19 protein-coding genes and 2 pseudogenes are annotated in these 20339 nt (G+C 66.1%); 8 read left to right on the top strand and 13 right to left on the bottom strand.

Features of this window, described 5'->3' with window-relative positions; all coding sequences use genetic code 11:
* Positions 1–57: 57 nt before the first annotated feature.
* From nusB to B3T59_RS13730, 4 genes are all read right to left on the bottom strand, one after another.
* The gene (gene nusB / locus B3T59_RS13745; protein WP_005202675.1) at positions 58–522 is read right to left on the bottom strand and encodes a transcription antitermination factor NusB; all 465 of its coding nucleotides are present in this window, start codon (positions 520–522) and stop codon (positions 58–60) included.
* A 30-nt stretch (positions 523–552) separates the two neighbouring features.
* Positions 553–1116, bottom strand: a complete 564-nt coding sequence (gene efp / locus B3T59_RS13740; RefSeq protein ID WP_005173212.1) for an elongation factor P — start codon at positions 1114–1116, stop codon at positions 553–555.
* Between the two features lie 66 nt (positions 1117–1182).
* Complete coding sequence (locus B3T59_RS13735; protein ID WP_039854482.1) at positions 1183–2298, bottom strand: M24 family metallopeptidase; 1116 nt, start codon at positions 2296–2298, stop codon at positions 1183–1185.
* A 30-nt stretch (positions 2299–2328) separates the two neighbouring features.
* The gene (locus B3T59_RS13730) at positions 2329–4101 is read right to left on the bottom strand and encodes a bifunctional sugar phosphate isomerase/epimerase/4-hydroxyphenylpyruvate dioxygenase family protein (RefSeq protein ID WP_064904198.1); all 1773 of its coding nucleotides are present in this window, start codon (positions 4099–4101) and stop codon (positions 2329–2331) included.
* 77 nt (positions 4102–4178) lie between these two features.
* On the opposite strand from B3T59_RS13730, the gene B3T59_RS13725 reads away from it, so the two are divergent.
* The 4 genes from B3T59_RS13725 (at position 4179) to B3T59_RS13710 (ending at position 7878) form a co-directional block, all read left to right on the top strand.
* The gene (locus tag B3T59_RS13725; RefSeq protein WP_005202670.1) at positions 4179–4823 is read left to right on the top strand and encodes a TetR/AcrR family transcriptional regulator; all 645 of its coding nucleotides are present in this window, start codon (positions 4179–4181) and stop codon (positions 4821–4823) included.
* 142 nt (positions 4824–4965) lie between these two features.
* Positions 4966–5838, top strand: coding sequence for a shikimate dehydrogenase (locus tag B3T59_RS13720; protein WP_287003827.1), 873 nt, complete (start codon positions 4966–4968; stop codon positions 5836–5838).
* A 41-nt stretch (positions 5839–5879) separates the two neighbouring features.
* Positions 5880–7232: an MFS transporter gene (locus tag B3T59_RS13715; protein WP_287003826.1), complete on the top strand. Its 1353-nt coding sequence runs from the start codon at positions 5880–5882 to the stop codon at positions 7230–7232.
* 97 nt (positions 7233–7329) lie between these two features.
* Complete coding sequence (locus B3T59_RS13710; RefSeq protein WP_287003853.1) at positions 7330–7878, top strand: B-4DMT family transporter; 549 nt, start codon at positions 7330–7332, stop codon at positions 7876–7878.
* A gap of 20 nt (positions 7879–7898) precedes the next feature.
* Here the strand turns inward: B3T59_RS13710 and aroB are convergent, their stop codons facing one another.
* From aroB to alaS, 8 genes are all read right to left on the bottom strand, one after another.
* The gene (gene aroB, locus B3T59_RS13705; RefSeq protein ID WP_287003825.1) at positions 7899–9005 is read right to left on the bottom strand and encodes a 3-dehydroquinate synthase; all 1107 of its coding nucleotides are present in this window, start codon (positions 9003–9005) and stop codon (positions 7899–7901) included.
* Positions 9002–9496 carry a shikimate kinase gene (locus B3T59_RS13700; protein WP_287003852.1) on the bottom strand — a complete coding sequence of 165 codons (495 nt, stop codon included), beginning with the start codon at positions 9494–9496 and terminating at the stop codon, positions 9002–9004. Before B3T59_RS13700 ends, aroB begins: the two co-directional genes overlap by 4 nt.
* 62 nt (positions 9497–9558) lie before the next feature.
* Positions 9559–10767, bottom strand: a complete 1209-nt coding sequence (aroC, locus tag B3T59_RS13695; protein WP_287003824.1) for a chorismate synthase — start codon at positions 10765–10767, stop codon at positions 9559–9561.
* Positions 10768–10813: 46 nt separating this feature from the next.
* Positions 10814–11200: a prepilin peptidase gene (locus B3T59_RS13690; RefSeq protein ID WP_064905532.1), complete on the bottom strand. Its 387-nt coding sequence runs from the start codon at positions 11198–11200 to the stop codon at positions 10814–10816.
* Between the two features lie 90 nt (positions 11201–11290).
* The gene (locus tag B3T59_RS13685; protein WP_251721282.1) at positions 11291–12148 is read right to left on the bottom strand and encodes a shikimate dehydrogenase; all 858 of its coding nucleotides are present in this window, start codon (positions 12146–12148) and stop codon (positions 11291–11293) included.
* 4 nt (positions 12149–12152) lie between these two features.
* Positions 12153–13634, bottom strand: a complete 1482-nt coding sequence (gene mltG, locus B3T59_RS13680) for an endolytic transglycosylase MltG (RefSeq protein WP_376782658.1) — start codon at positions 13632–13634, stop codon at positions 12153–12155.
* Positions 13635–14067: 433 nt separating this feature from the next.
* Positions 14068–14496, bottom strand: a complete 429-nt coding sequence (gene ruvX, locus B3T59_RS13675; RefSeq protein WP_287003821.1) for a Holliday junction resolvase RuvX — start codon at positions 14494–14496, stop codon at positions 14068–14070.
* On the bottom strand, positions 14493–17165 hold the full coding sequence (alaS, locus tag B3T59_RS13670; RefSeq protein ID WP_287003820.1) for an alanine--tRNA ligase: 2673 nt from the start codon (positions 17163–17165) through the stop codon (positions 14493–14495). The genes ruvX and alaS overlap by 4 nt, the downstream gene beginning before the upstream one ends.
* Before the next feature lie 191 nt (positions 17166–17356).
* Here alaS and B3T59_RS13665 point away from each other — a divergent pair, with 191 nt between their 5' ends.
* The 4 genes and pseudogenes from B3T59_RS13665 to B3T59_RS13650 all read left to right on the top strand — a co-directional run bounded on the left by B3T59_RS13665 (position 17357) and on the right by B3T59_RS13650 (position 19721).
* Positions 17357–17848, top strand: coding sequence for a hypothetical protein (locus tag B3T59_RS13665; RefSeq protein WP_251721266.1), 492 nt, complete (start codon positions 17357–17359; stop codon positions 17846–17848).
* Positions 17849–18035: 187 nt separating this feature from the next.
* Positions 18036–18569 carry an XRE family transcriptional regulator gene (locus tag B3T59_RS13660; RefSeq protein WP_251721264.1) on the top strand — a complete coding sequence of 178 codons (534 nt, stop codon included), beginning with the start codon at positions 18036–18038 and terminating at the stop codon, positions 18567–18569.
* Positions 18570–18643: 74 nt separating this feature from the next.
* Positions 18644–19240, top strand: a pseudogene (locus B3T59_RS13655) (MFS transporter); the annotation flags it as partial.
* A gap of 43 nt (positions 19241–19283) precedes the next feature.
* Complete coding sequence (locus B3T59_RS13650) at positions 19284–19721, top strand: MFS transporter (protein ID WP_251721262.1); 438 nt, start codon at positions 19284–19286, stop codon at positions 19719–19721.
* Positions 19722–19727: 6 nt separating this feature from the next.
* Here the strand turns inward: B3T59_RS13650 and B3T59_RS13645 are convergent.
* Positions 19728–20339, bottom strand: a pseudogene (locus B3T59_RS13645) (replication-associated recombination protein A); the annotation flags it as partial.

The raw sequence follows: 20339 nt of genomic DNA, 5'->3' as shown, positions 1-20339 counted from the left end.
ATCGTTAAAGGATGTCTGTCGCCGAATACTTTACACGCCGGTAGGCATAGGGCTGTTCTAGCCCTGCCCGTCGGACCCGGCCGCCTGCGCCGCCCGTACCTGCGGGGCGAGCTCGGCGATCTTTGCCAACACACCGTTGACGAACGCGGGTGAGTCGTCGGTGGACAGTTCCTTGGCCAATTCGACGGCCTCGTCGACGATCACGATCGGATCGACGTCGGTCGAGTTGAACAGCTCCCACGTCGCGAGACGGAGAATCGCACGGTCGACGGCGGGAAGCCGCTCGAGCGTCCAGCCCTTCAGATGCGACGCCACGACGGAATCGATCTGTGCCTGGTCGTCGGCGAGCCCCTCGATGACCGTCGCGGTGTAGTCGTGGATCTCGCCGACGCTCTCGTCGTCGCGCACGAATTCGCGCCGTTCCGCGACGAGCTGCGCGGGGCTGACCTGCTTGGCTTCAGCCTCGAACAACAGGTCCACCGCGCGGCGGCGGGCCTTGTGCCGGGTTCCGGGTTGCTTCACTGATCTACCTTCGCTGACGGAGCCGGGCGGTCAGCTGTTGACGCGGCCGAGGTAGCTGCCGTCGCGCGAGTCGACCTTCAGCTTGTCGCCGGTGTTGATGAACAGCGGCACCTGGATCTCGGTGCCGGTCTCGACCGTTGCGGGCTTGGTGCCGCCGGTCGACCGATCACCCTGCAGACCCGGGTCGGTGTGCGTGACGACGAGCTCGACCGTGACCGGGAGCTCGACGAACAGCGGCTGACCCTCGTTGAGGGAGACCTGGACGGTCATGTTCTCGAGCAGGAAGCGTGCGCCGTCGCCGACGGTCTCCGGCGCGATCGGGTACTGCTCGTAGTCCTGTGCGTCCATGAAGACGTAGTCGGTGCCGTCGTTGTACAGGAACTGCATGTCGCGACGATCGACGGTCGCGGTCTCGACCTTCACGCCTGCGTTGAAGGTCTTGTCGACCGTCTTACCGCTGAGCACGTTCTTGATCTTGGTACGCACGAACGCGGGTCCCTTGCCGGGCTTGACGTGCTGGAACTCCAGGATCTGCCAAAGCTGATCGTCCATGCGGAGTACGAGACCATTCTTGAAATCGGCGGTGGTCGCCATGAATCAGTTCCTCAATCTTCTACGTCGGTATGTGTGCATCTCCTGCGCATCGGCGTGCGCGGGCCGTCAGATGACGGTGAAGGTCTTGTCGGTGGTGGTCAGCAGGTCGGGCTCGCCATCTGTCACGATGAGCGTGTCCTCGATCCGGACGCCACCTCTTCCGGGGAGGTAGACACCGGGCTCCACAGTCACCGCTGCGCCGGAAGGTAGTGTACCCGTCGCCAGTTTTCCGATGCCCGGCGCTTCGTGGATCTCGAGTCCGACGCCGTGGCCGAGGCCGTGCACGTACTGGTCCCCGTAGCCGGCGTCGGCGATGATCGACCGCGCCGCGGCGTCGATCGACCTGAGGTCGGCGCCCGCTTTCAGCGCCTCACGGCCCGCAGTCTGTGCCGTCAACACCAGGTCGTAGATCTCGCGCTGCCAGTCCGCTGCGCGCGCGAGCACATAGGTGCGGGTCATGTCCGAGTGATAGCCGCCCGCGACGGCCCCGAAGTCGATCTTCACGAAGTCACCGTCTGCGAGGACCGTCGACGTCGGGCGGTGGTGCGGGATCGCCGAGTTGGCACCCGCCGCGACGATGGTCTCGAAGGAGATCTCGTCGGCACCGTGGCGGAACATCGCGTTCTCGAGCGCACGTGCCACCTCGCGTTCGGTGGCCCCGGCACGGATCACACCGTCGGAGATGATCTCGGCGAGTGCGACGTCGCCGATGGCACACGCACGCCGCAGCAGTTCGACCTCTGCGTCGTCTTTGACCTCACGCAACTCGGCAACGAGTCCGGTCCGTCCGACGAGTTCACTCCCCTGCCCGAGACCGCCCGTCAGATTGGCATGTGCGGCAACCGTGAGTACATCCGACTCGAAGCCGACCCGCGAGGCACCCGCGGCGATCGCGGCGCCGATGAGCTCATCGGTGCAATTGCGCGCGATGATAGCGACGAGGTCGCCCGACTGTTCGGCGACCTGCGTCAGGTAGCGCCCGTCCGTGCAGATCCGGTCGCCGTCGCTTCCCGCGGCGGAGATCGACAGCGCGGCGTTCGAGCCCGTGAACCCGCTCAGGTAACGAATGTTGGTGAGGTCGGAGACCACGAAGGCGTCGACGGGCGCCGGGCCGGTCGAGATCAGTGCACGAAACCGCTCGCGACGACGCGCGAATTCATCGGGAAACGGAGCTGTGAGCATGCCACTCACGCTACTCGGAGGGCTGCTGAGCTACTGCTGCGCGGCGAGTCGCACGGGTGCGTTGTCGATGGCGTACCCGTCGTAGCCGTCGAACCGCTGGACGAACTCGAAGAAGACCCGGCCGACCGTGCGGGTGTAGAAGTGCAGCAGGTACCCGCCCGCCGGATCGGAGCTGCGGTCGTAGAGCACGCCCAGCTCACGCAGCTGCGCGAGCAGTTCCTCGTCGATGCCGAAGCGTCCACGAACGTAGTCGTAGTAGTTGTCCGGGACGCGCAGGAACTGCAGGCCTGCCTCGTGCGCGCGACGCGCGAGTCCGAGCACGTCGTCGCACGCGAATGCGACGTGCTGCGCGATGGCCTCGGAGTCGAGGACGTGCGGGGCGACGTTGAGTGGAATCCGCACGCCACCGTCGACAGAACGCAGCACCTCGCTGCGGATCAGCCCGCGTGGCCCCGGCACTTCGACCGGGTCGTCGGCGTCGAGACCGAACACGCTCATCAGGAATAGCCGTGCGTCGTCGGCGGTCTCCCACTGCTGGGTGAGATTGACGTGGTCGATCGCGCGAATCGCCGTGGGCGTCGTCGGCAGCCCGTCGTCGAACTCGTCGACCCAAGCGGGTTGGTCGGGCGTGGCTCCCGTCCAGAAGACCTCGGTGCCGCCGGGCACGATTGTCGTGCCGAACGCGTGCTCCGACGCGTGTGTGCGGCGGTTGACGGCGGGTGCACCGAGGATCGCGGAGCGCCTGCTCACCGCGTCCGGGTCGGATACCTGGAGTCCGATGGCCGCGATGTGCGGCGACTCGTCACGCGCCTGTTGCTCGTTGAGAACCACTCGCGGCTGACCTGCTGTCCACAACGTGACCGGTTTGCTCCGATGTCGGCCGCGCCCGACGAAGCCCAACTGGTGCAGCATGGCCTCGACCTCACGGGTGTCCTCGGCCTTGATCTCGACAAAGTCGAATCCTGTCGGGGACTTGGGGTCGGGGATGTCGATCAGGTCGAGCCGGTCCTGCAACCACAGCAGTGACCGATGCGCGTGTACCGCCGTCGGCACCGGGTCGGTCTGCCGGAATGTGTCGTTGAACACCTCCAACGACAACGGGCCGGTGTAGCCGGCAGCCAGAACATGACCGACGAAGCCCTCCAGATCGAATGCGCCCTCGCCAGGGAACAAGCGATGGTGCCTGCTCCACGACAAGACGTCCATGGAGAGCGCCGGGGCGTCGGCGAGCTGGAGAAAGAAGATCTTCTCCCCCGGGATCGCTCGGATCTCCGACGGGTCGTGCCCACGGGAAAGCACGTGAAAACTGTCGAGGCACAGACCCACTGCCGGATGGTCGGCGAGTTCGACGATCCGCCACGAACGTCGGTAGTCGTCGACGAACCGTCCCCAGGCGAGGGCCTCGAAGGCGATGCGCAGGCCGTGTGCGGCGGCGAGGTCACCGACGCGTCGGAGCTGATCGGCGGACACCGCGTCGTCGTCGATGGTCGCGGTGGCGACATTGCTGCAGACGAGGACCGTGTCGATACCCAGTCGCGCAGCGGTGGCGAATGTCGCGTCCGCGCGTCGCAGGTTGTCGGCGAATCTCGCCTCGCTGACACCTTCGATGTCGCGCAGCGGCTGATACAGGTACAGCGCCAGACCAAGCCTTTGTGCGAGGGCTCGAATCTCCTCAGGGGACTGATCGGCGGCGATGAGATCGGGCTCGAAGATCTCCACACCGGCGAAGCCCGCTGCGGCGCACGCGTGCAGTTTCTCGACGAGTGAGCCAGACACCGAGACGGTAGCGATCGAGGTCTTCATCACATCAATGTACCAATTAGTACATAGTGGTGGCAATGGTTCGCCGTGGCCAGATGCCTCGCAAGTAAGCTCCCATCGTGGCCGCCAAGCCGAAATCCGAACTCCAGCGCGATCCCGAGCGCACGCGTGCAGAACTGCTCGACGTTGCCACCGAGGTCTTCGCCGAATCGGGATATTCGGGCGCCAGAGTCGACGAGATCGCCGAACGCACGCGCACCACCAAGCGCATGATCTACTACTACTTCGGCGGTAAAGAGGGCCTCTACCTGGCAGTTCTGGACCGGGCGTACCGCGGAATCCGTCAGGCGGAACAGAAGCTGCGCGTCGACCACGCCGATCCGATCGAGGCGATCCGACGACTCGCCGAGGTCACCTTCGACCACCACATCGACAACGACGACTTCATCCGTCTGGTCTCGATCGAGAACATCCATCGCGGTGACTTCATCCGACGACTCACCGACCTCCCCCAGTTGAGCGCCCCCGCGACGTCGCTCCTCGACGACATCCTCGCCGACGGTCGGACGGCCGGCTTGTTCCGAACCGACGTCAGCGCGCTCGACGTCCACCTGGTGATCAGCTCGTACTGCGTGTTCCAGGTGGCCAATCGCTACACCTTCGGCTACCTCTTCGACCTCGATCTGACCGAGACGTCGAACCGCGCTCACCTGCGCAGAATGATCGGCGACGTCGTCGTCGGGTGGCTCACCACCACCGCCTGAACACACCCCGCGACTGAGGCCCCAACGGGAGTCTCTGCGTCTTCTTGTGCGATTCCAATCACACGAAACTGTTGACGAGACGCGGAGCACAGTGCTCTACTCGATTGCGAACGTACTAGTTCGTACATTACGGAGACAGCTCATGAACACTTCCGAGACCAGCTATCTGGTCGGACTCATCGGCACCGGCGTCGGGCCGTCGTTGACCCCGGCGATGCACATGGCCGAGGGCCGCGCGTTCGGCCTCGACTACAGCTACCGCCCGATCGACCTCACCGCGGCGGGCATCTCCCCCGACCGCATCGGCGAGGTGCTGTCCTGGGCGCGCGCGCTCGGATTCGACGCCGTCAACGCCACCCACCCGTGCAAGCAGTTGGTCATGGCGCACCTCGACCATGTCGATCCCGTCGCGGCCACGCTCGGCGCGGTGAACACGGTTCTGTTCACCGACGACGGCGACGTCGGATACAACACCGACACAACGGGATTCGCACACGGCTTCACCGAGGGGCTGCCCGACGCCGACCTCGCCGACGTCGTGCTGGTCGGCGCGGGCGGCGCGGGAACGGCGGTCGCGGATGCGCTGTTGCGGCTCGGTGCCGCCCATCTCACCGTCGTCGACCTCGACGTCGACCGCGCCGGAGCCCTCGCACACGACCTGGCCACCCGCCACCCACTGCCACGTGTCGACGCCGCGGCGTTCGACAAGCTCCCCGCACTGCTTCCGGAGAGTTCCGGCGTCGTCCACGCGACACCAACCGGCATGGCCGAACATCCCGGCATCGCGTTCGACGCCTCACTGCTCCGGCCTGACCTCTGGGTGGCCGACATCGTCTATCGCCCCCTCGACACCGCGCTGCTGCAGGCCGCGCGCGCAGCGGGCGCACCGACCCTCGACGGAGGCCACATGGCCGTCTACCAGGCCGTCGACGCATTCGCGCTGATCACCGGGCTGCACCCGGATGCCGATCGGATGACCCGCCACTTCCGCCAACTCGTCGCAAACGCGTCCTGAACCGCCTGCCACCAGGCACAATCGCACCAGAGGAGCACCCAATGACCACAACCGAATCCGACGGCACCGGAGCCGTCGGGAAACGCACACCACGACACGCCGCACTCGCGGGGTTCATGGGCAGTGCCGTCGAGTACTACGACTTCTTCCTATTCGGCTCCGCGGCAGCACTGATCTTCCCGCACGTCTTCTTCCCATCCGACGACAACGCGGCACTGGTGATGTCATTTGCCACGTTCGGTGTCGCCTACATCGCACGCCCGATCGGAGCGTTGATCCTCGGCCACTTCGGTGATCGCATCGGTCGCCAGCGGGTACTGATGTTCACGCTCGTGCTGATGGGGCTGTCGACGTTCGTCATCGGTTGCCTGCCGACCTTCGATCAGATCGGCTGGCTGGCTCCCGTACTGCTCGTGATCTGCCGTCTCCTCCAAGGATTCTCAGCCGCCGGTGAACAGGCAGGCGCCAGTTCGCTCGCACTCGAGCACGCACCCGACCACCGCCGTGCGTTCTTCACCTCGTGGACGCTGACGGGAACCCAGGGCGGACTCATCCTGGCCTCGCTCGTCCTGATCCCCTTCATGGCACTTCCCGACGACGCGAAGTATTCGTGGGGCTGGCGCATTCCGTTCTGGCTGTCGGCCGTCGTCGTTCTCGTCGCATTCTTCATCCGACGTCGACTGCACGAGACCCCGCAATTCACCGAGGCTCGCGAATCCGGCGAGATCGCACGCCTGCCTTTGGTGCCCCTGATGCGTGACCATTGGCGCGATGTCACACGGGTTGTGTTGTGCGCCTTCATCGCCGCGGTCTCGACGGTCTTCGCCAATCTCGCTCTCGCCTACGGCAAGCATGTCGGGCTCGACGCCGGACTCACCCTCTGGCTCGTGGTCGTCGCCAATATCGGCGCGCTGATCACCCAGCCGCTGTTCGGCGCACTTGCCGACCGCATCGGACGCAAGCCCGTCTTCATCTATGGCGCACTCGCCTCGGCCGTCCTGATGCCCTTCTACATGCTCTCCATGAGTCAGAGCAATCACCTGCTGACCTTCGTGCTCGCCGTGCTCACCTTCTCGTTCGGCTATGCAGCGGCCAACGCCGTGTGGCCCGCGTTCTACGGCGAGATGTTCTCCACCCGGGTCCGGTTCTCCGGCCTCGCGATCGGTACCCAGCTCGGATTCCTCATGGCGGGCTTCGCACCGTCGATCGTGACCGCGCTGGGAGGCGTCGGAGACGACGGCTGGGTGGTGATCAGCATCTTCACCGCGACGATCTGCCTGATCGCGGCCGCGGCGGCCCTCACCGCGCGGGAGACCAAGGATGTCGCGACCGAGGACCTCGGATTCGCACCGGTGACGGTGACGACCCGCAGCGCCACAGCGCTCGCAGCCTGACATCGCACTGAACCCCGACGCGGGAGTGGGGTGGCGAGTGACGCCACCCCACTCCCGCGTGTTCGAGATCACGTCACCCATGAGTATGCTGTCGGCCATGGTGTCCTGGTTGCTGCGCGGTGTCGTCATGACCGCGGTCCACGTCGTCGCTCGTGTCTTGCTCGGCATCGCCGTGGTGCAGTCGCCACTGCACTCGACGGCATGGAGGACCATCGCGGTCGCAGCCGTTGTCTTCATCGCGCTGGTCTGGGGTGGGTTCGACGGCATCCGCGACGCCCGGGCGCATCCGGATCCCGACGACTACGACGACCTCACGATCCGCTGGCTCAAGGCAGGCGTCTTCGCTGGCCTCGTGTCGTGCCTGATCTGCTGGATCCTCGGCACCATCGGTGTTCAGGGCATCAGCGAATCGAGCTTCTTCATCGAGATCATCGCAGGTGGCTCGTTCATCGCGCTTCTCATCTTCTTCCCTGCGTTCATCGGGGCGTCCCTGGGCCGCTGGCTCACCCGCCGCGACCAACGCAAGGAACAGCGACGTCTCGACGACGAATCCAACCGGGTCGACGACTCCCGCGACGGCGACACAGCCGTCATCGAACGCACCGACGACCGCACGGTCGCGAAATCGGGCGCCGACCCCGCCTGATCAGAGCGGTACCGGCCTGATCAGAGCAGCGTGGTGCCTGCGGTCGGACGCTCGGAGGCGATAGCCGAATAGGCCGCGACAAGCAGGCCGGGATCGGGGCCCTCGAGCCTGCCCGGCTTGGCCAGTCCGTCGAGTACGACGAACCGCAGAACGCCCGAACGGTTCTTCTTGTCGCCCGACATCCCCTCCAACAGATCGGGAAACGCGTCGGCGTCATAGGTGGTCGGCAAGCCGACAAGTTCGAGGATGCTCCGATGCCGGTCGGCCGTCTCGTCGTCGAGTCGTCCTGCGAGCCGCGCCAATTCGGCCGCATAGACCAATCCGACGGCCACGGCGGCACCGTGGCGCCACCGGTAGCGTTCACGACGCTCGATCGCATGCCCCATCGTGTGTCCGTAATTCAAGATCTCGCGCAGTGACGATTCCTTGAGGTCGGCGGAGACGACGTCGGCCTTGACCTGGACCGAACGTCGGATCAGCTCCGGCAGCACCGGACCGGTCGGGTCCGTGGCGGCGGCGGGATCAGCCTCGATGATGTCGAGGATGGTGGGATCGGCGATGAATCCGGTCTTGATGACCTCGGCCAGACCCGCGATGATCTCGTTGCGCGGCACCGTCTCCAACGTGGCGATGTCGATGAGCACGGCGTCGGGTTCGTGGAACGAGCCGACGAGATTCTTGCCGGCGTCGGTGTTGATGCCGGTCTTGCCGCCGACTGCGGCGTCGACCATGGCGAGCAGCGTCGTAGGAATGTGGATGACACCGATCCCGCGCATCCAGGTGGCCGCGACGAACCCGGCGAGATCGGTTGCCGCTCCCCCGCCGAGCGCGATGACCTTGTCGTTGCGCTTGAGTCCGATACGCCCGAAGACATCCCAGCAGAATGCGGCAACCGACAGATCCTTACCGGCCTCCGCATCAGGAATCTCCACGCGATGCGCGTCGAATCCCTTGTCCGCCAAGAACTCTCGTACCTGCTCTGCCGTCTGCGCGAGCGTCGGCTGGTACAGCACGGCGATCCTGTCGGCGCCGACGGCGGCCTGCGCGACCTCGTCGAGCAGCCCGCGCCCGATGACGACGTCGTACGGCGACGCCCCGTTGACCCGGATGGAGATCGGCTCGGTCATGAGGTTCTCCCTGATGTGAGTTCGTCGGCCAGCGCCAGAATGATCAGATCTGCGACGACATCGGGGTCGCCATGCGCGTCGACTTCGACGCGCGCGACCGCCGTATAGGTTTCTTCGCGTTCGGCGAGCAACGATCGGTAGCGCTCCGCCGGATCGTCGGAGGCCAGTAGCGGGCGATCGGACTCGCGCACCCGGGCGAATCCCGACTCCGCACTGACGCGCAGGTAGAAGACACGATGCGAATCAAGAGCCGTGCGCACGTCCGCCGTGGTGACAGCGCCACCGCCGAGCGCGACGATCCCGCTGTGCGTTGCGAGCACGTCGGCGACGACCTCCGCTTCGAGTTCCCTGAACTTCTCGGGACCATCGGCGACGAAGATGTCGGGAATGGACCGCCCGGTTCGGCGGACGATCTCGTGATCGGTATCGATGAAGTCGACCCCGAGCCTGTCGGCGAGCAACCTACCGACGGTCGATTTCCCCGCACCCATGAACCCGACGAGCACAGCGGCCGGTTTACTCGTCGATGTCACGCCCGCTGCCGCAGGTGTGTTCACGACCGCGCTCCGCGCTGCGCGATGCGCTTGAGGTACCCGGCCAGATTGTCGGAGGTCTCGGTCGCCGAATCGCCACCGAATTTCTCCAGGGCAGCCTGTGCGACGACGAGTGCCACCATCGACTCGGCGACGACGCCCGCAGCGGGCACGGCGACGACGTCGGAACGCTGATGGATGGCCTGCGCCTGCTCACCGGTCGCCATGTCGATCGTCGAGAGTGCGCGCGGCACCGTCGAGATCGGCTTCATGGCGACACGGACACGGATGTCCTCACCGTTCGTCATGCCGCCCTCGAGGCCACCCGCACGGTTGGTGGACCGGAGTACGCCGTCGGGTCCGGGAACTATCTCGTCGTGCGCGGCGCTGCCACGACGACGTGCGGTCTCGAAGCCGTCGCCGACCTCGACGCCCTTGATCGCCTGGATACCCATGAGCGCGCCCGCCAGGCGCGAATCGAGTCGGGTCTCGCCGCTGACATGCGAACCGAGCCCGACCGGAACACCGGTCGCGACGATCTCGACGACGCCGCCGAGCGTGTCGCCTTCCTTCTTCGCGGTCTCGATCTCGGCGATCATCGATTCCTCGGCAGCCTTGTCGAACGCACGCACCGGGCTCTCGTCTATCGCGGCGAGGTCGGAGATCGTCGGTGGCGGACCGACATACGGAGTGCTGCCTCCGATCGAGATCACGTGCGAGATCACCTCGATCCCGAACACCTGACGTAGGAAGTTGCGCGCGACGGTGCCCGCCGCGACGCGCGCGGCGGTTTCGCGGGCGCTCGCACGTTCGAGCACCGGACGAGCGTCGTCGAATCCGTACTTGAGCATGCCGGAGTAATCGGCATGCCCTGGCCGGGGGCGGGTCAGCGCGGCGTTACGCGCGCTGCCCTCGAGTTCAGCGGGGTCGACGGGATCGGCCGCCATCACGGTCTCCCACTTGGGCCACTCGCTGTTGGCGATCTCGATCGCGACCGGCCCACCGAGGGTCAGCCCATGTCGCACACCCCCGAGCACGCTCACCTTGTCGGCCTCGAACTTCATGCGCGCACCACGCCCGTAGCCGAGCCTGCGGCGTGCGAGTTGTTCGGCGATGTCGGTCGAGGTGATCTCCACCCCGGCGACCATGCCTTCGACAATGGCAACAAGGGCCGGGCCATGAGACTCTCCGGCGGTTATCCAGCGCAACACAAGGATCAATTGTTCCATGTGACGGCGGCGACACCCCAACCACGTCTTGCCATCCCACGTCTTCTCATCCCGAGCCTGCGACGAGCAGCATCGCGCCCGAGGCGATCATCGGCGGCCCGTGTGGCCAGCGCTGCCGCCCTCGTCGCATCAGCAGCCCGAGTACCTGAGCGAAGAGCACCATCAGCAATGCCGACGCCGGGTCGGCGAGCGTGCCGCCGAGCGCGAACGCCAACTTGACGTCGCCACCACCGCAGAGACCGGTGAGCCACCCAACGAGGTACGGACCCGCGGCAGCGACCGCGGCGAGCGCAATGCACGGTCGTACGCACGACGAGACCCCGACTGCGACGCAACCGGGCCACAGCAGAACGGTCGGCAACCGCGAGGTACGACGGTCGATGTCGGCGAGCGCGGCCAGCCACAGCGCGACCAGGCAGCCAACGGGTTCCATGCACGACAGTCTCGACGACGAGTCGCAATCCGACGCGCCGCCGCCGATAGGCGCGGCGCACCTGTGGATCGGGCTGTGAGTGTGGAGGGATCAGTCGAGCGCGGCGGCCATCGCCTCACGCGGTGCGACACGTCCCGTGAACTGCTCCACCTGGCTGTACGCCTGGTTGAGCAACATCACCAAACCCCCGACAACGCGCCCTCCGCTGGCCGACACGGAGTTCGCGAGCGGCGTCGGCCACGGGTTGTAGATCACGTCGACGAGCGCGCGCGTGTGCGTGAACGAGTCGATGATCGGCTCGACCGCCGCGGCGGGGACCGTCGAAACGACGACGCCGGCGTCGGCGCTCGCCTGAAGGAGTTCTCGCGACGGACGGAACGGAAGGAAGCGCACGTCGAGATCGAGTCGCCGCGCGAGGTCGACCACGTCGGACGCGCGTCCCTCGTCGCGCGCGACCACCGTCAATTCAGCGAAACCGGCCTCCGCGAGCGCGGCCACGCTCGGCAGCGCGGTTCCACCCGCCCCCACGAGAACGGCGTGCGGACGCCCGGCCACCGCGACGTCGACCTCCCGCAGGGCACCGATCATGCCGTCGATGTCGGTACAGTCGGCGCGCCAGCCGTTTTCGGTGCGCACCAGGGTGTTTGCCGAACCCACGAGGACTGCCCGCTCGGTGCGTTCGTCTGCGACCTCGAGTGCGACACGCTTACCGGGCATGGTGACCGACAGGCCTACCCATTCGGGCGAGAGCGCGCCCACCAGTTCGGAAAGCCGACGCTCGTCGCACTCGATCCGCTCGTAGGTCCAGTCATCCAATCCCAGGGCACGGTACGCCGCGAGATGCAGGTCGGGTGAGCGCGAATGCGAGACCGGCGAGCCGAGGACCGCGGCACGGCGGCCCGCGGTGCCACCGACGGGAGCGTGCCGTGGCGGAGGTGTCAGATCCATCGACTCAACTACACCCGGTGGTCAGGAGCTTGTTGTCGCACGCCTTCTCGCGGTTGCGTTTGTGCTCGTCGAAGGTGTCGGCGAACAGCGTCGTACCCTCGCGGTCGACGGTGACGAAGTACAGCCAGTTGCCGCTCTCCGGACGTTCGGTCGCCTCCAGCGCACGCTCGCCGACCGCACCGATCGGCGTAGCCGGGAGCCCCTTCATCTGATAGGTGTTCCACGCATTGTCGGACTTGTATGCTTCACCGTCGAGGTCGATGTTTGTCACCGTCGCGGTGTAGTTGGCGGTCGAATCCATCTCGAGGCGCTGGTCCTTGTCGAGACGATTGAGAATCACCCGCGCGACCTTGGCGTAGTCGTCCGGCTTGGTGACCTCGCGTTCGACAACGGACGCCGACACCAAGGTCTGATACGGCGTCAGACCCGAGTCGTTGGAACCCTCTGAATTCAAACCCCACTGCGCGAAACGCTGCCCGCTCTGCGAGATCAACTGCTGCAGGATCTGCGTCGCCGACATATGCGGGTCGATCGTCTCCCAGGTACCCGGAGCTATCAGTCCCTCGATCCGGCGGTGATCGCCATTGAGCTTCTCGACGTCGGCGACCGCCCAGTCGGGTACGCCGAGTTGCTGCGCGGGGGTGTCTGCTGCCGCCTTCTGCAGGTCGTCGACCGACACGCCGATCTTCTGTCCGTTGACGGTGACGGACGTGGCGTCGGAGATCTTCTGGAAGATGCCCGGCGTCGTCTTGCCGTCTATGCCCTTTTTCGTGTCGAGCTGCAGACCCTCCGGAACCACGACTCGACCGACCCGGTGCGTGGTCCCGTCGGTGAGCATCTGCACGGCTGTCGACGCGGGGATCTCGGTGCGTAGTTTGTAGTAGCCGCCCGAAATCGCCTGTCCGTCAGCGGCATTGATGAATGCACGCTGACTGCCGACGACGTTGTCGTCTGCGAGGATTCGCCCGAAATCCTTCAACGTCGAGTTCTGCGGAATGTCGACGATCACGTCGCCGGTGCCCGCAGCGTTCGTGTAGTCCTTGCGCGAGTCCAGCAAGCCCGCCGCACGCAACCCGTAGTAGCCGACACCGACAACCGCGATCAGCATGATGGCGATGACCGCTGCGAGCACGGTTCGTCGCTTGCGTCGTCTGCGTCGCGATTCGGGAGTGCGTGTGCGGCCCCTCCCCCTGCGCGTCGGCGAGATCGGTTGGTCGTGGTCGATCGAGTCGTACGACTCGTCGGGCTCGATCGACTCGAGTGCGACAGGGGCGCTCTGGTAGTCGTGCGCATCCTGGTAGTCATGGGCCCCCTGGTAGTCGTGGGCCCCGTGAGCCTCTGGTGAGACTGTCGTCCGCGACGTCACCGGGGCGTCGGCCGGCGTCGTCTCAACCGGCGCCGGGTCGACCCGGGTTGTATCGAGTTGATGGTCGACGGGCGGCGTCGGCGAGATGCGTTGCGGGCGGGCGCGACGCGGTGTGGCCATGTGGAAGGTATCCACCGACTCGCCGTCCGCAGACGGTTCCGGTCGGCGAACGGGCCGATCGGTCGGCTGGGGCCGGGTAGCGGGAGCCTCTGGCGCACCCTGCGCCGGGCGCGCGACACGACCCTGCGGAACGTCTCGCGCCGGCTGTGGCGACTGCGCGCCGTCGGTGCGCGGACGTTGGGGCCTGGGAGTGTCGGTGCGGACTACCGGTATCTGTCCCGTGGTGCCGGTGCGTCGACGCCGATGCCGGTTGTGCGGCTTGCCGTCGGCCGGTTGTGTGAAGTACCGGAGTCGCTCGAGATCCAGTCCTTCGGTAGGATGATCAGAGAGTTCACGATGACGATTCCGATGCGGTTCGTCGGTCACCGAACGTCTCCTCCCTCATATCTGACAACTCGCATGGCGAGATGGTCCGTGGACAGCGTTGAACCACTCATCGTCGCGAATCCAGCCACCCCTGAAGAATAGCGACCGCAGCCGCCTGATCAATCACCCCGCGCGACGCCTTCACGCTGCGTCCACTGGCGTGTAGCGCCTGCTGCGCAGCTACGGTGGTGAGTCGCTCGTCAGAAAACACTACTGACATCCCTTCAAGTCCTTCGGCGAGTCGGGTCCCGAAGGCGCGTGCCTTATCGGCTGCCGGACCGTCCGTATTGCGCAGCGTCTTGGGCAGCCCGACGATCACCTCGACGGCGTCGTACTCCTCGACCAGTGCGCGTAGTCGCGCCACCGCGGCGTCGACGTCGGCTCCCGCGACCGTCTCCACAGGTGTCGCGAGGATGCCGTCGGGATCGCTCACGGCCACCCCGATCCGCACGCTCCCCACGTCGACGCCGAGACGACGCCCCCGAGTCAGACTCATCGGCCGACGATCTCCCGGATGCGGGTCCGCGCGGCGTCGATCCCCGCGGCGTCGGTGCCCGATCCCTGCGCGAGGTCGGGTTTGCCACCGCCGCGTCCACCCACGAGTGGCGCGATCTCCTTGACCAGGTCGCCCGCTTTGATGCCGGCGCCCCGCGCGGTATCCGTGGTGGCGATGACGAACGGAACCTTGGTGTCGTCGCCCTCACCGGTCGTCGAGAACAACGCGATCACGGCTTGTCGGTCACCGACGCGGCCTCGGAGATCGGTCGCGATACCGCGAAGGTCGTTGGCCCCGACTCCCGGGACCACCCCGCCGACCACGAGCGTCGATCCGACGGTGTCGGCGGAATCGAGCAGGTCGCCTGCCGCCGAGCGAGCAGCGTCGGCACGCACCTTCTCGAGCTGCTTCTCCGCATCACGCAGGCGGGTGACGAGTTGCTCGACGCGGCCCGGAACCTCGGCGGAGGGCACCTTGAGCGACGACGCCAGTCCCGCGAGCAACGCACGTTCCTTGGACAGGTAGCGGAACGAGTCCATTCCGACGTACGCCTCGACGCGCCGCACGCCTGATCCGACGGAGGATTCGCCGATCAACGTGACCGGTCCGATCTGCGCCGACGACGCCACATGCGTTCCGCCGCAGAGCTCCATCGAGAAGGGCCCGCCGATCTCGACGACGCGCACCACATCGCCGTAGTTCTCGCCGAAGAGCGCCATCGCGCCCATCGCCTTCGCCTCGCTCAGGCCGGTCTCGAACGTGTGCACCGGGTAATTGGACTCGACGGCGGCGTTCGAGATCTCCTCGATCTGCTGCCGCTGATCCTCACTCAACGCCGAGCCGGAGTGGAAGTCGAAGCGCAGGTAGCCGGGCCGGTTGAGCGATCCGGCCTGTGTCGCGCTGGGGCCGAGTACCTCGCGCAGCGCGGCATGGACCATGTGCGTACCCGAATGTCCTTGTGTCGCACCGTGTCTCCACGACTGATCGACAGAAGCGATCACCTCGTCGCCGTCGTGGATCTCGCCTGCGTCGACGGTGGCCTTGTGCAGCCACACCGATTTGCCGACCTTCTGCACGTCGCTGACGGTGAGTCGGGTGCCGTCGCTGGTGGTGATCGTGCCGATGTCGGCCATCTGACCGCCCGACTCCGCGTAGAGCGGCGTGCGGTCGAGGATCACCGTGGTCTGTTCACCGGGGCCCGCCGACCGCACGCGCGTGCCGTCGGTGATGAGACCGAGCACTCGTGCCTCGGACACCAGCTCGTCGAAGCCGGTGAACTCGGTGGGGCCGCGGTCGAGGAACTCGCGGTACACCGCGGCGTCGGTGTGTCCGGTCTTGCGGGCCACCGCGTCGTCCTTGGCGCGCTGCTTCTGCTCCGCCATCAGTTCGGTGAATCCCTGCTGATCGACGTCGAGACCTGCCTCCGCGGCCATCTCGAGCGTGAGATCGATCGGGAATCCGTATGTGTCGTGCAGGGTGAACGCGTCGTTACCGCTGATCGTCTTCTTGTGCGCCGCCTTGGTGGCCTGCGCGGCGTCGGCGAACAGCTTGGACCCGGCCTCGAGCGTCTTGGCGAACGACGTCTCCTCGCCAACCGCGACGGTGACGATATGGGCGCGCTGCTCGGCGAGTTCGGGGTACGACGGCGACATGACGTCGATCACCGTGTTCACGATGATCTCCATGGTCGGCTTGGCATCGCCGAGCAACCGCATGGAGCGCACCACGCGCCGCAGGAGTCGCCGCAGCACGTAACCGCGTCCGTCGTTACCGGGGAGCACGCCGTCGCCGATGAGCATGACCGCGGTGCGGGCGTGGTCGGCGATGACGCGGAACCTCACGTCGTCGTCGTGATTGCCCGCGCCATAGCCCCGACCGGTCAGCTCCGACGCCAGGTCGATGAGCGGCTTGAGCAAGTCGGTCTCGTAGACGTTGTCGACGTTCTGCAGCAGGCAGGCCACACGCTCGACGCCCATACCGGTGTCGATGTTCTTCTTCGGCAGCGGGCCGAGGATCTCGTAACCCTCCTTGGCTCCGCCGGGGCCTCGCTCGTTCTGCATGAACACGAGATTCCAGATCTCGATGTAGCGATCCTCGTCGGCTTCGGGTCCACCTTCGACGCCGTAGGCGGGTCCACGGTCGTAGAAGATCTCCGAGCACGGGCCGCACGGGCCGGGCACGCCCATCGACCAGTAGTTGTCCTTCATCCCGCGCCGCTGGATGCGCTCTGCGGGAACACCGATCTCGTCGCGCCAGATCGCGAACGCCTCGTCGTCGTCGAGGTAGACCGTCGGCCACAGCTTCTGCGGGTCGATGCCGTATCCGCCGTCGTCCACCGACGAGGTGAGCAGATCCCACGCAAAGCGGATGGCCTCACGCTTGAAGTAGTCGCCGAACGAGAAGTTGCCCGCCATCTGGAAGAAGGTGTTGTGGCGGGTGGTGATGCCGACCTCTTCGATGTCGAGTGTGCGGACACACTTCTGCACGCTGGTGGCGCGGTCGAACGGCGGGGTCTGTTCACCGAGGAAGTAGGGCTTGAACGGCACCATGCCTGCGTTGACGAACAGCAGGTTGGGATCGTCGAGGATCAGCGAGGCACTGGGCACCTCGGTGTGTCCGGCCTTGATGAAGTGATCCAGGAATCTCTGCCGGATCTCATGCGTCTGCACTGGGTTCTCGTCCTCGGTGGTCGTGGTGCGTGTACGTCTGTCGTCACCGTCGGGACCCGGGCACGCGCGAATCCGACGATCTGCGACATACCAGCCTACCGCCGCGTCACCAGGACACCTGAAGAGCGTCTTCGGGAGCACAAAACGATCACTAGGCTAACGACCCAGATGCGATTCACGATCACAAAGACATGAGACCGATCACAGTAGCCCGCTCCGCACTCGTCCTGTTCGTCGCGCTCGTCGTCACCTCCGTCGGCATCGGTGTGGCATCGGCAGCCACCTACGACGAATCCGATGGGGTGATCAACCAGATGTCCCGAAACCGCTGCAATGCCCTCAGCCCCAACATCATCGACAACACGTACTCCGGTGGCATCAGCACCAGTCAGTGGCTACGCAACGGGCAGCGCGGCGCCGTCGACATATCGGTAACGGCGAGTTTCAGCATCTGGGGATACGACAACCTCATGACGGTCGTCTGGACGAACCTGAACACTCATCGCTCGGGGACGTTGAGAGCCGTCCAGCGCACAACTGGTGCCAGTGGCGGCTCGATTCACGACTTCCGCGACGTCCACACCGGCGCAGGCCGGGTGCGTATCGAGCTGCGGCCGGTCAATCGGGGGCCACTGCTGACGCTTCCTGCGCCGAGCTGCTCGGACGTCTTCATCGTCAAGTGACGGGCTGACTGGCACCGGCAGGGACAGGCACATGGCCGTTGATCGGGTCACGATGGACTCGTGACCAACGGATCAACGGCCGCCGAGCAACTCGCCGACTTCCTGCGCACTGCGCCTCGACGAAGTCGAGCGTGCACACCTTTATCACCTCGCGGGCTCGGCGACGCCGCCGCCGGTCAGAGTGCGAATGCGTCCCGGTCTCGCGACGCTGCTCGACGCCATGCCCGACGTCGCTGCGATCGCGCTCTCGCCTGTGCAGGACATCGCCGGTTGGAATCGCCTCGGTCACGCGGTGCTGGCGAGTCACCTCGACCCTGCATCCCCGACGTCGAGTACACCGCCGAACAAGGTGTCGATGCTGTTCACCGACCCGGCCACCCGCGCGCTGCATCGTGACTGGGAGTTCGAGGCACGACTGGCAGTTGCCTCGTTGCGATACGTCACAGCACCCCTGCACATCCACGACATCGACCTTCTCGTCGCAGACCTGGCTTCCCGCAGCGCCGACTTCGCCCGGATCTGGGCGGCGCACCCCGTCGAATCCTGTTCGAGCGGTACCAAGCGCTTCCGGCATCCGATCGTCGGCGATCTCGACCTCACCTACGACATGCTGCATCTCCCCCAGGAAGACGGGCATCGATTGATGCTCATGCACGCCACGCCAGGGTCATCGCACGCCGACGCGCTACGCCTGCTCGCGAGCACGACGCTTTCGGGCTGAGCCCGCACCGCACGGTTCCCCTTTTCCCACGCCGGTCACCCGACCGCGCGTCATCTCGTCGTGAAGGAAACACCATGAGTGAGACCGCAACTGCCGCAACAGATTCCACCCCGGACAAGGCCACCGCCACACCACACGCCCGAGCGGCTCTGACCGCACTGGCCGTCGGCGGATTCGGGATCGGCCTGACCGAGTTCATCATCTCCGGACTGCTTTCCGACGTCGCCGAGTCGCTTCGCGTATCGGTGCCCACCGCTGGTGCGCTGATCTGGGGATATGCTCTCGCCGTCGCTTTCGGAGCCTTCACCGTCACCGCATTCCTCAGCAGGCGACCACCCAAACGCGCGCTGGTGGTGCTGCTGTGCCTATTCATCGTCGGCAACGTGCTCACCGCCCTCGCACCCACATTCGACGTGGCGCTGCTCGGCCGTGTGGTCACCGCGATGTGCCACGGCGGCTACTTCGGTATCGGCGCAGTGCTGGCTGCCGACCTCGTGGCGCCGCACCGCAGAGCCGGCGCGATCGCGGTGATGTTCACCGGTTTGACTGCGGCGAACGTGATCGGGGTTCCCTTCGGAACCGTTGTGGGACAACACTTCGGCTGGCGGGCGGCGTTCTGGATGGTGAGCGTCGTCGGAGTTGTCGCACTGGTCGGGATCGTTGCACTCGTCCCGTCACGACCGGCGCCGACGTCGAGCGGCGGATCGGCCTACCGTGTCCTGCTTCGACCGCTGGCTGCTGATCGTTTTCGGGCTCGGACTGTGCGTCGGCAACATCGTGGGCGGCTGGGCCGCCGATCGCAACCTCACGCTCACACTGCGCACTCTGCCCGTGCTGCTGACCCTCACCCTCGTCGCCTACGCACTGCTCGCACACGTGCCGGTCGCCGTCGCGATCCTGCTCTTCGTCATGGGCCTCGTCGGGTTCGCGACCAGCCCGCCGCTGCAACTGCGGGTGATGCACTTCGCGGGCGACGCACCGACCATGGCGTCGGCAGCCAACATCGCCGCGTTCAACGTGGGCAACGTGATCGGCACGTTTCTCGGCGGACTGACGATCGGCGCAGGGCTCGGTTGGGTGTCGCCGGTGTGGGTGGGCATCGCAATGGCCGCGGCAGCAACGGCTCTGGCGTTCTCTACACGCCACCGCTGAGCGGCGTCACGACTTCTTCGGCCGGCGCGTCGCCCGGCGCACGATCGATCGCAGTTTGGCCACCCGCGGCCCGATCTCGCGCTCGAAACCGTGATCGGTGGGCACGTAGTAGTCGACGCCGACGAGCTCATCGGGTGGATACTGTTGCGGCACAACACCGTCAGGATCGTTGTGGGGGTACTGATATCCGACGCCGCTGCCCAACTTCTTGGCGCCGCTGTAGTGCGCGTCGCGTAGTCCGGGCGGCACGGCGCCGGCTTTGCCTGCTTCGACGTCGGCGAGCGCAGCGCCGATAGCGCTGACCACACCCGCGGACTTCGGGGCGGTCGCGAGGTGGATGGTCGCCTGCGTGAGCGCCAGCTTTGCCTCCGGCATCCCCACGAGAGCCACCACCTGCGCCGCGGCGACGGCGGTCTGCAACGCCATCGGATCGGCCATCCCGATGTCTTCGCTAGCGTGGATCATCAGCCGCCTGGCGATGAAGCGGGGATCCTCGCCTGCGGCGATCATCCGGGCGAGGTAGTGCACCGCGGCGTCGACGTCGGATCCGCGGATCGACTTGATGAACGCGCTGGTCACGTCGTAGTGCTGGTCGCCGTCGCGGTCGTACCGCACGGC

The sequence above is a fragment of the Gordonia sp. UBA7860 genome (assembly GCF_002500165.1).
GTDB lineage: Bacteria > Actinomycetota > Actinomycetes > Mycobacteriales > Mycobacteriaceae > Gordonia > Gordonia sputi.
Note: the sequence above shows the minus strand (reverse complement) of the source record. Positions and strands in the feature narration are given on the sequence as shown.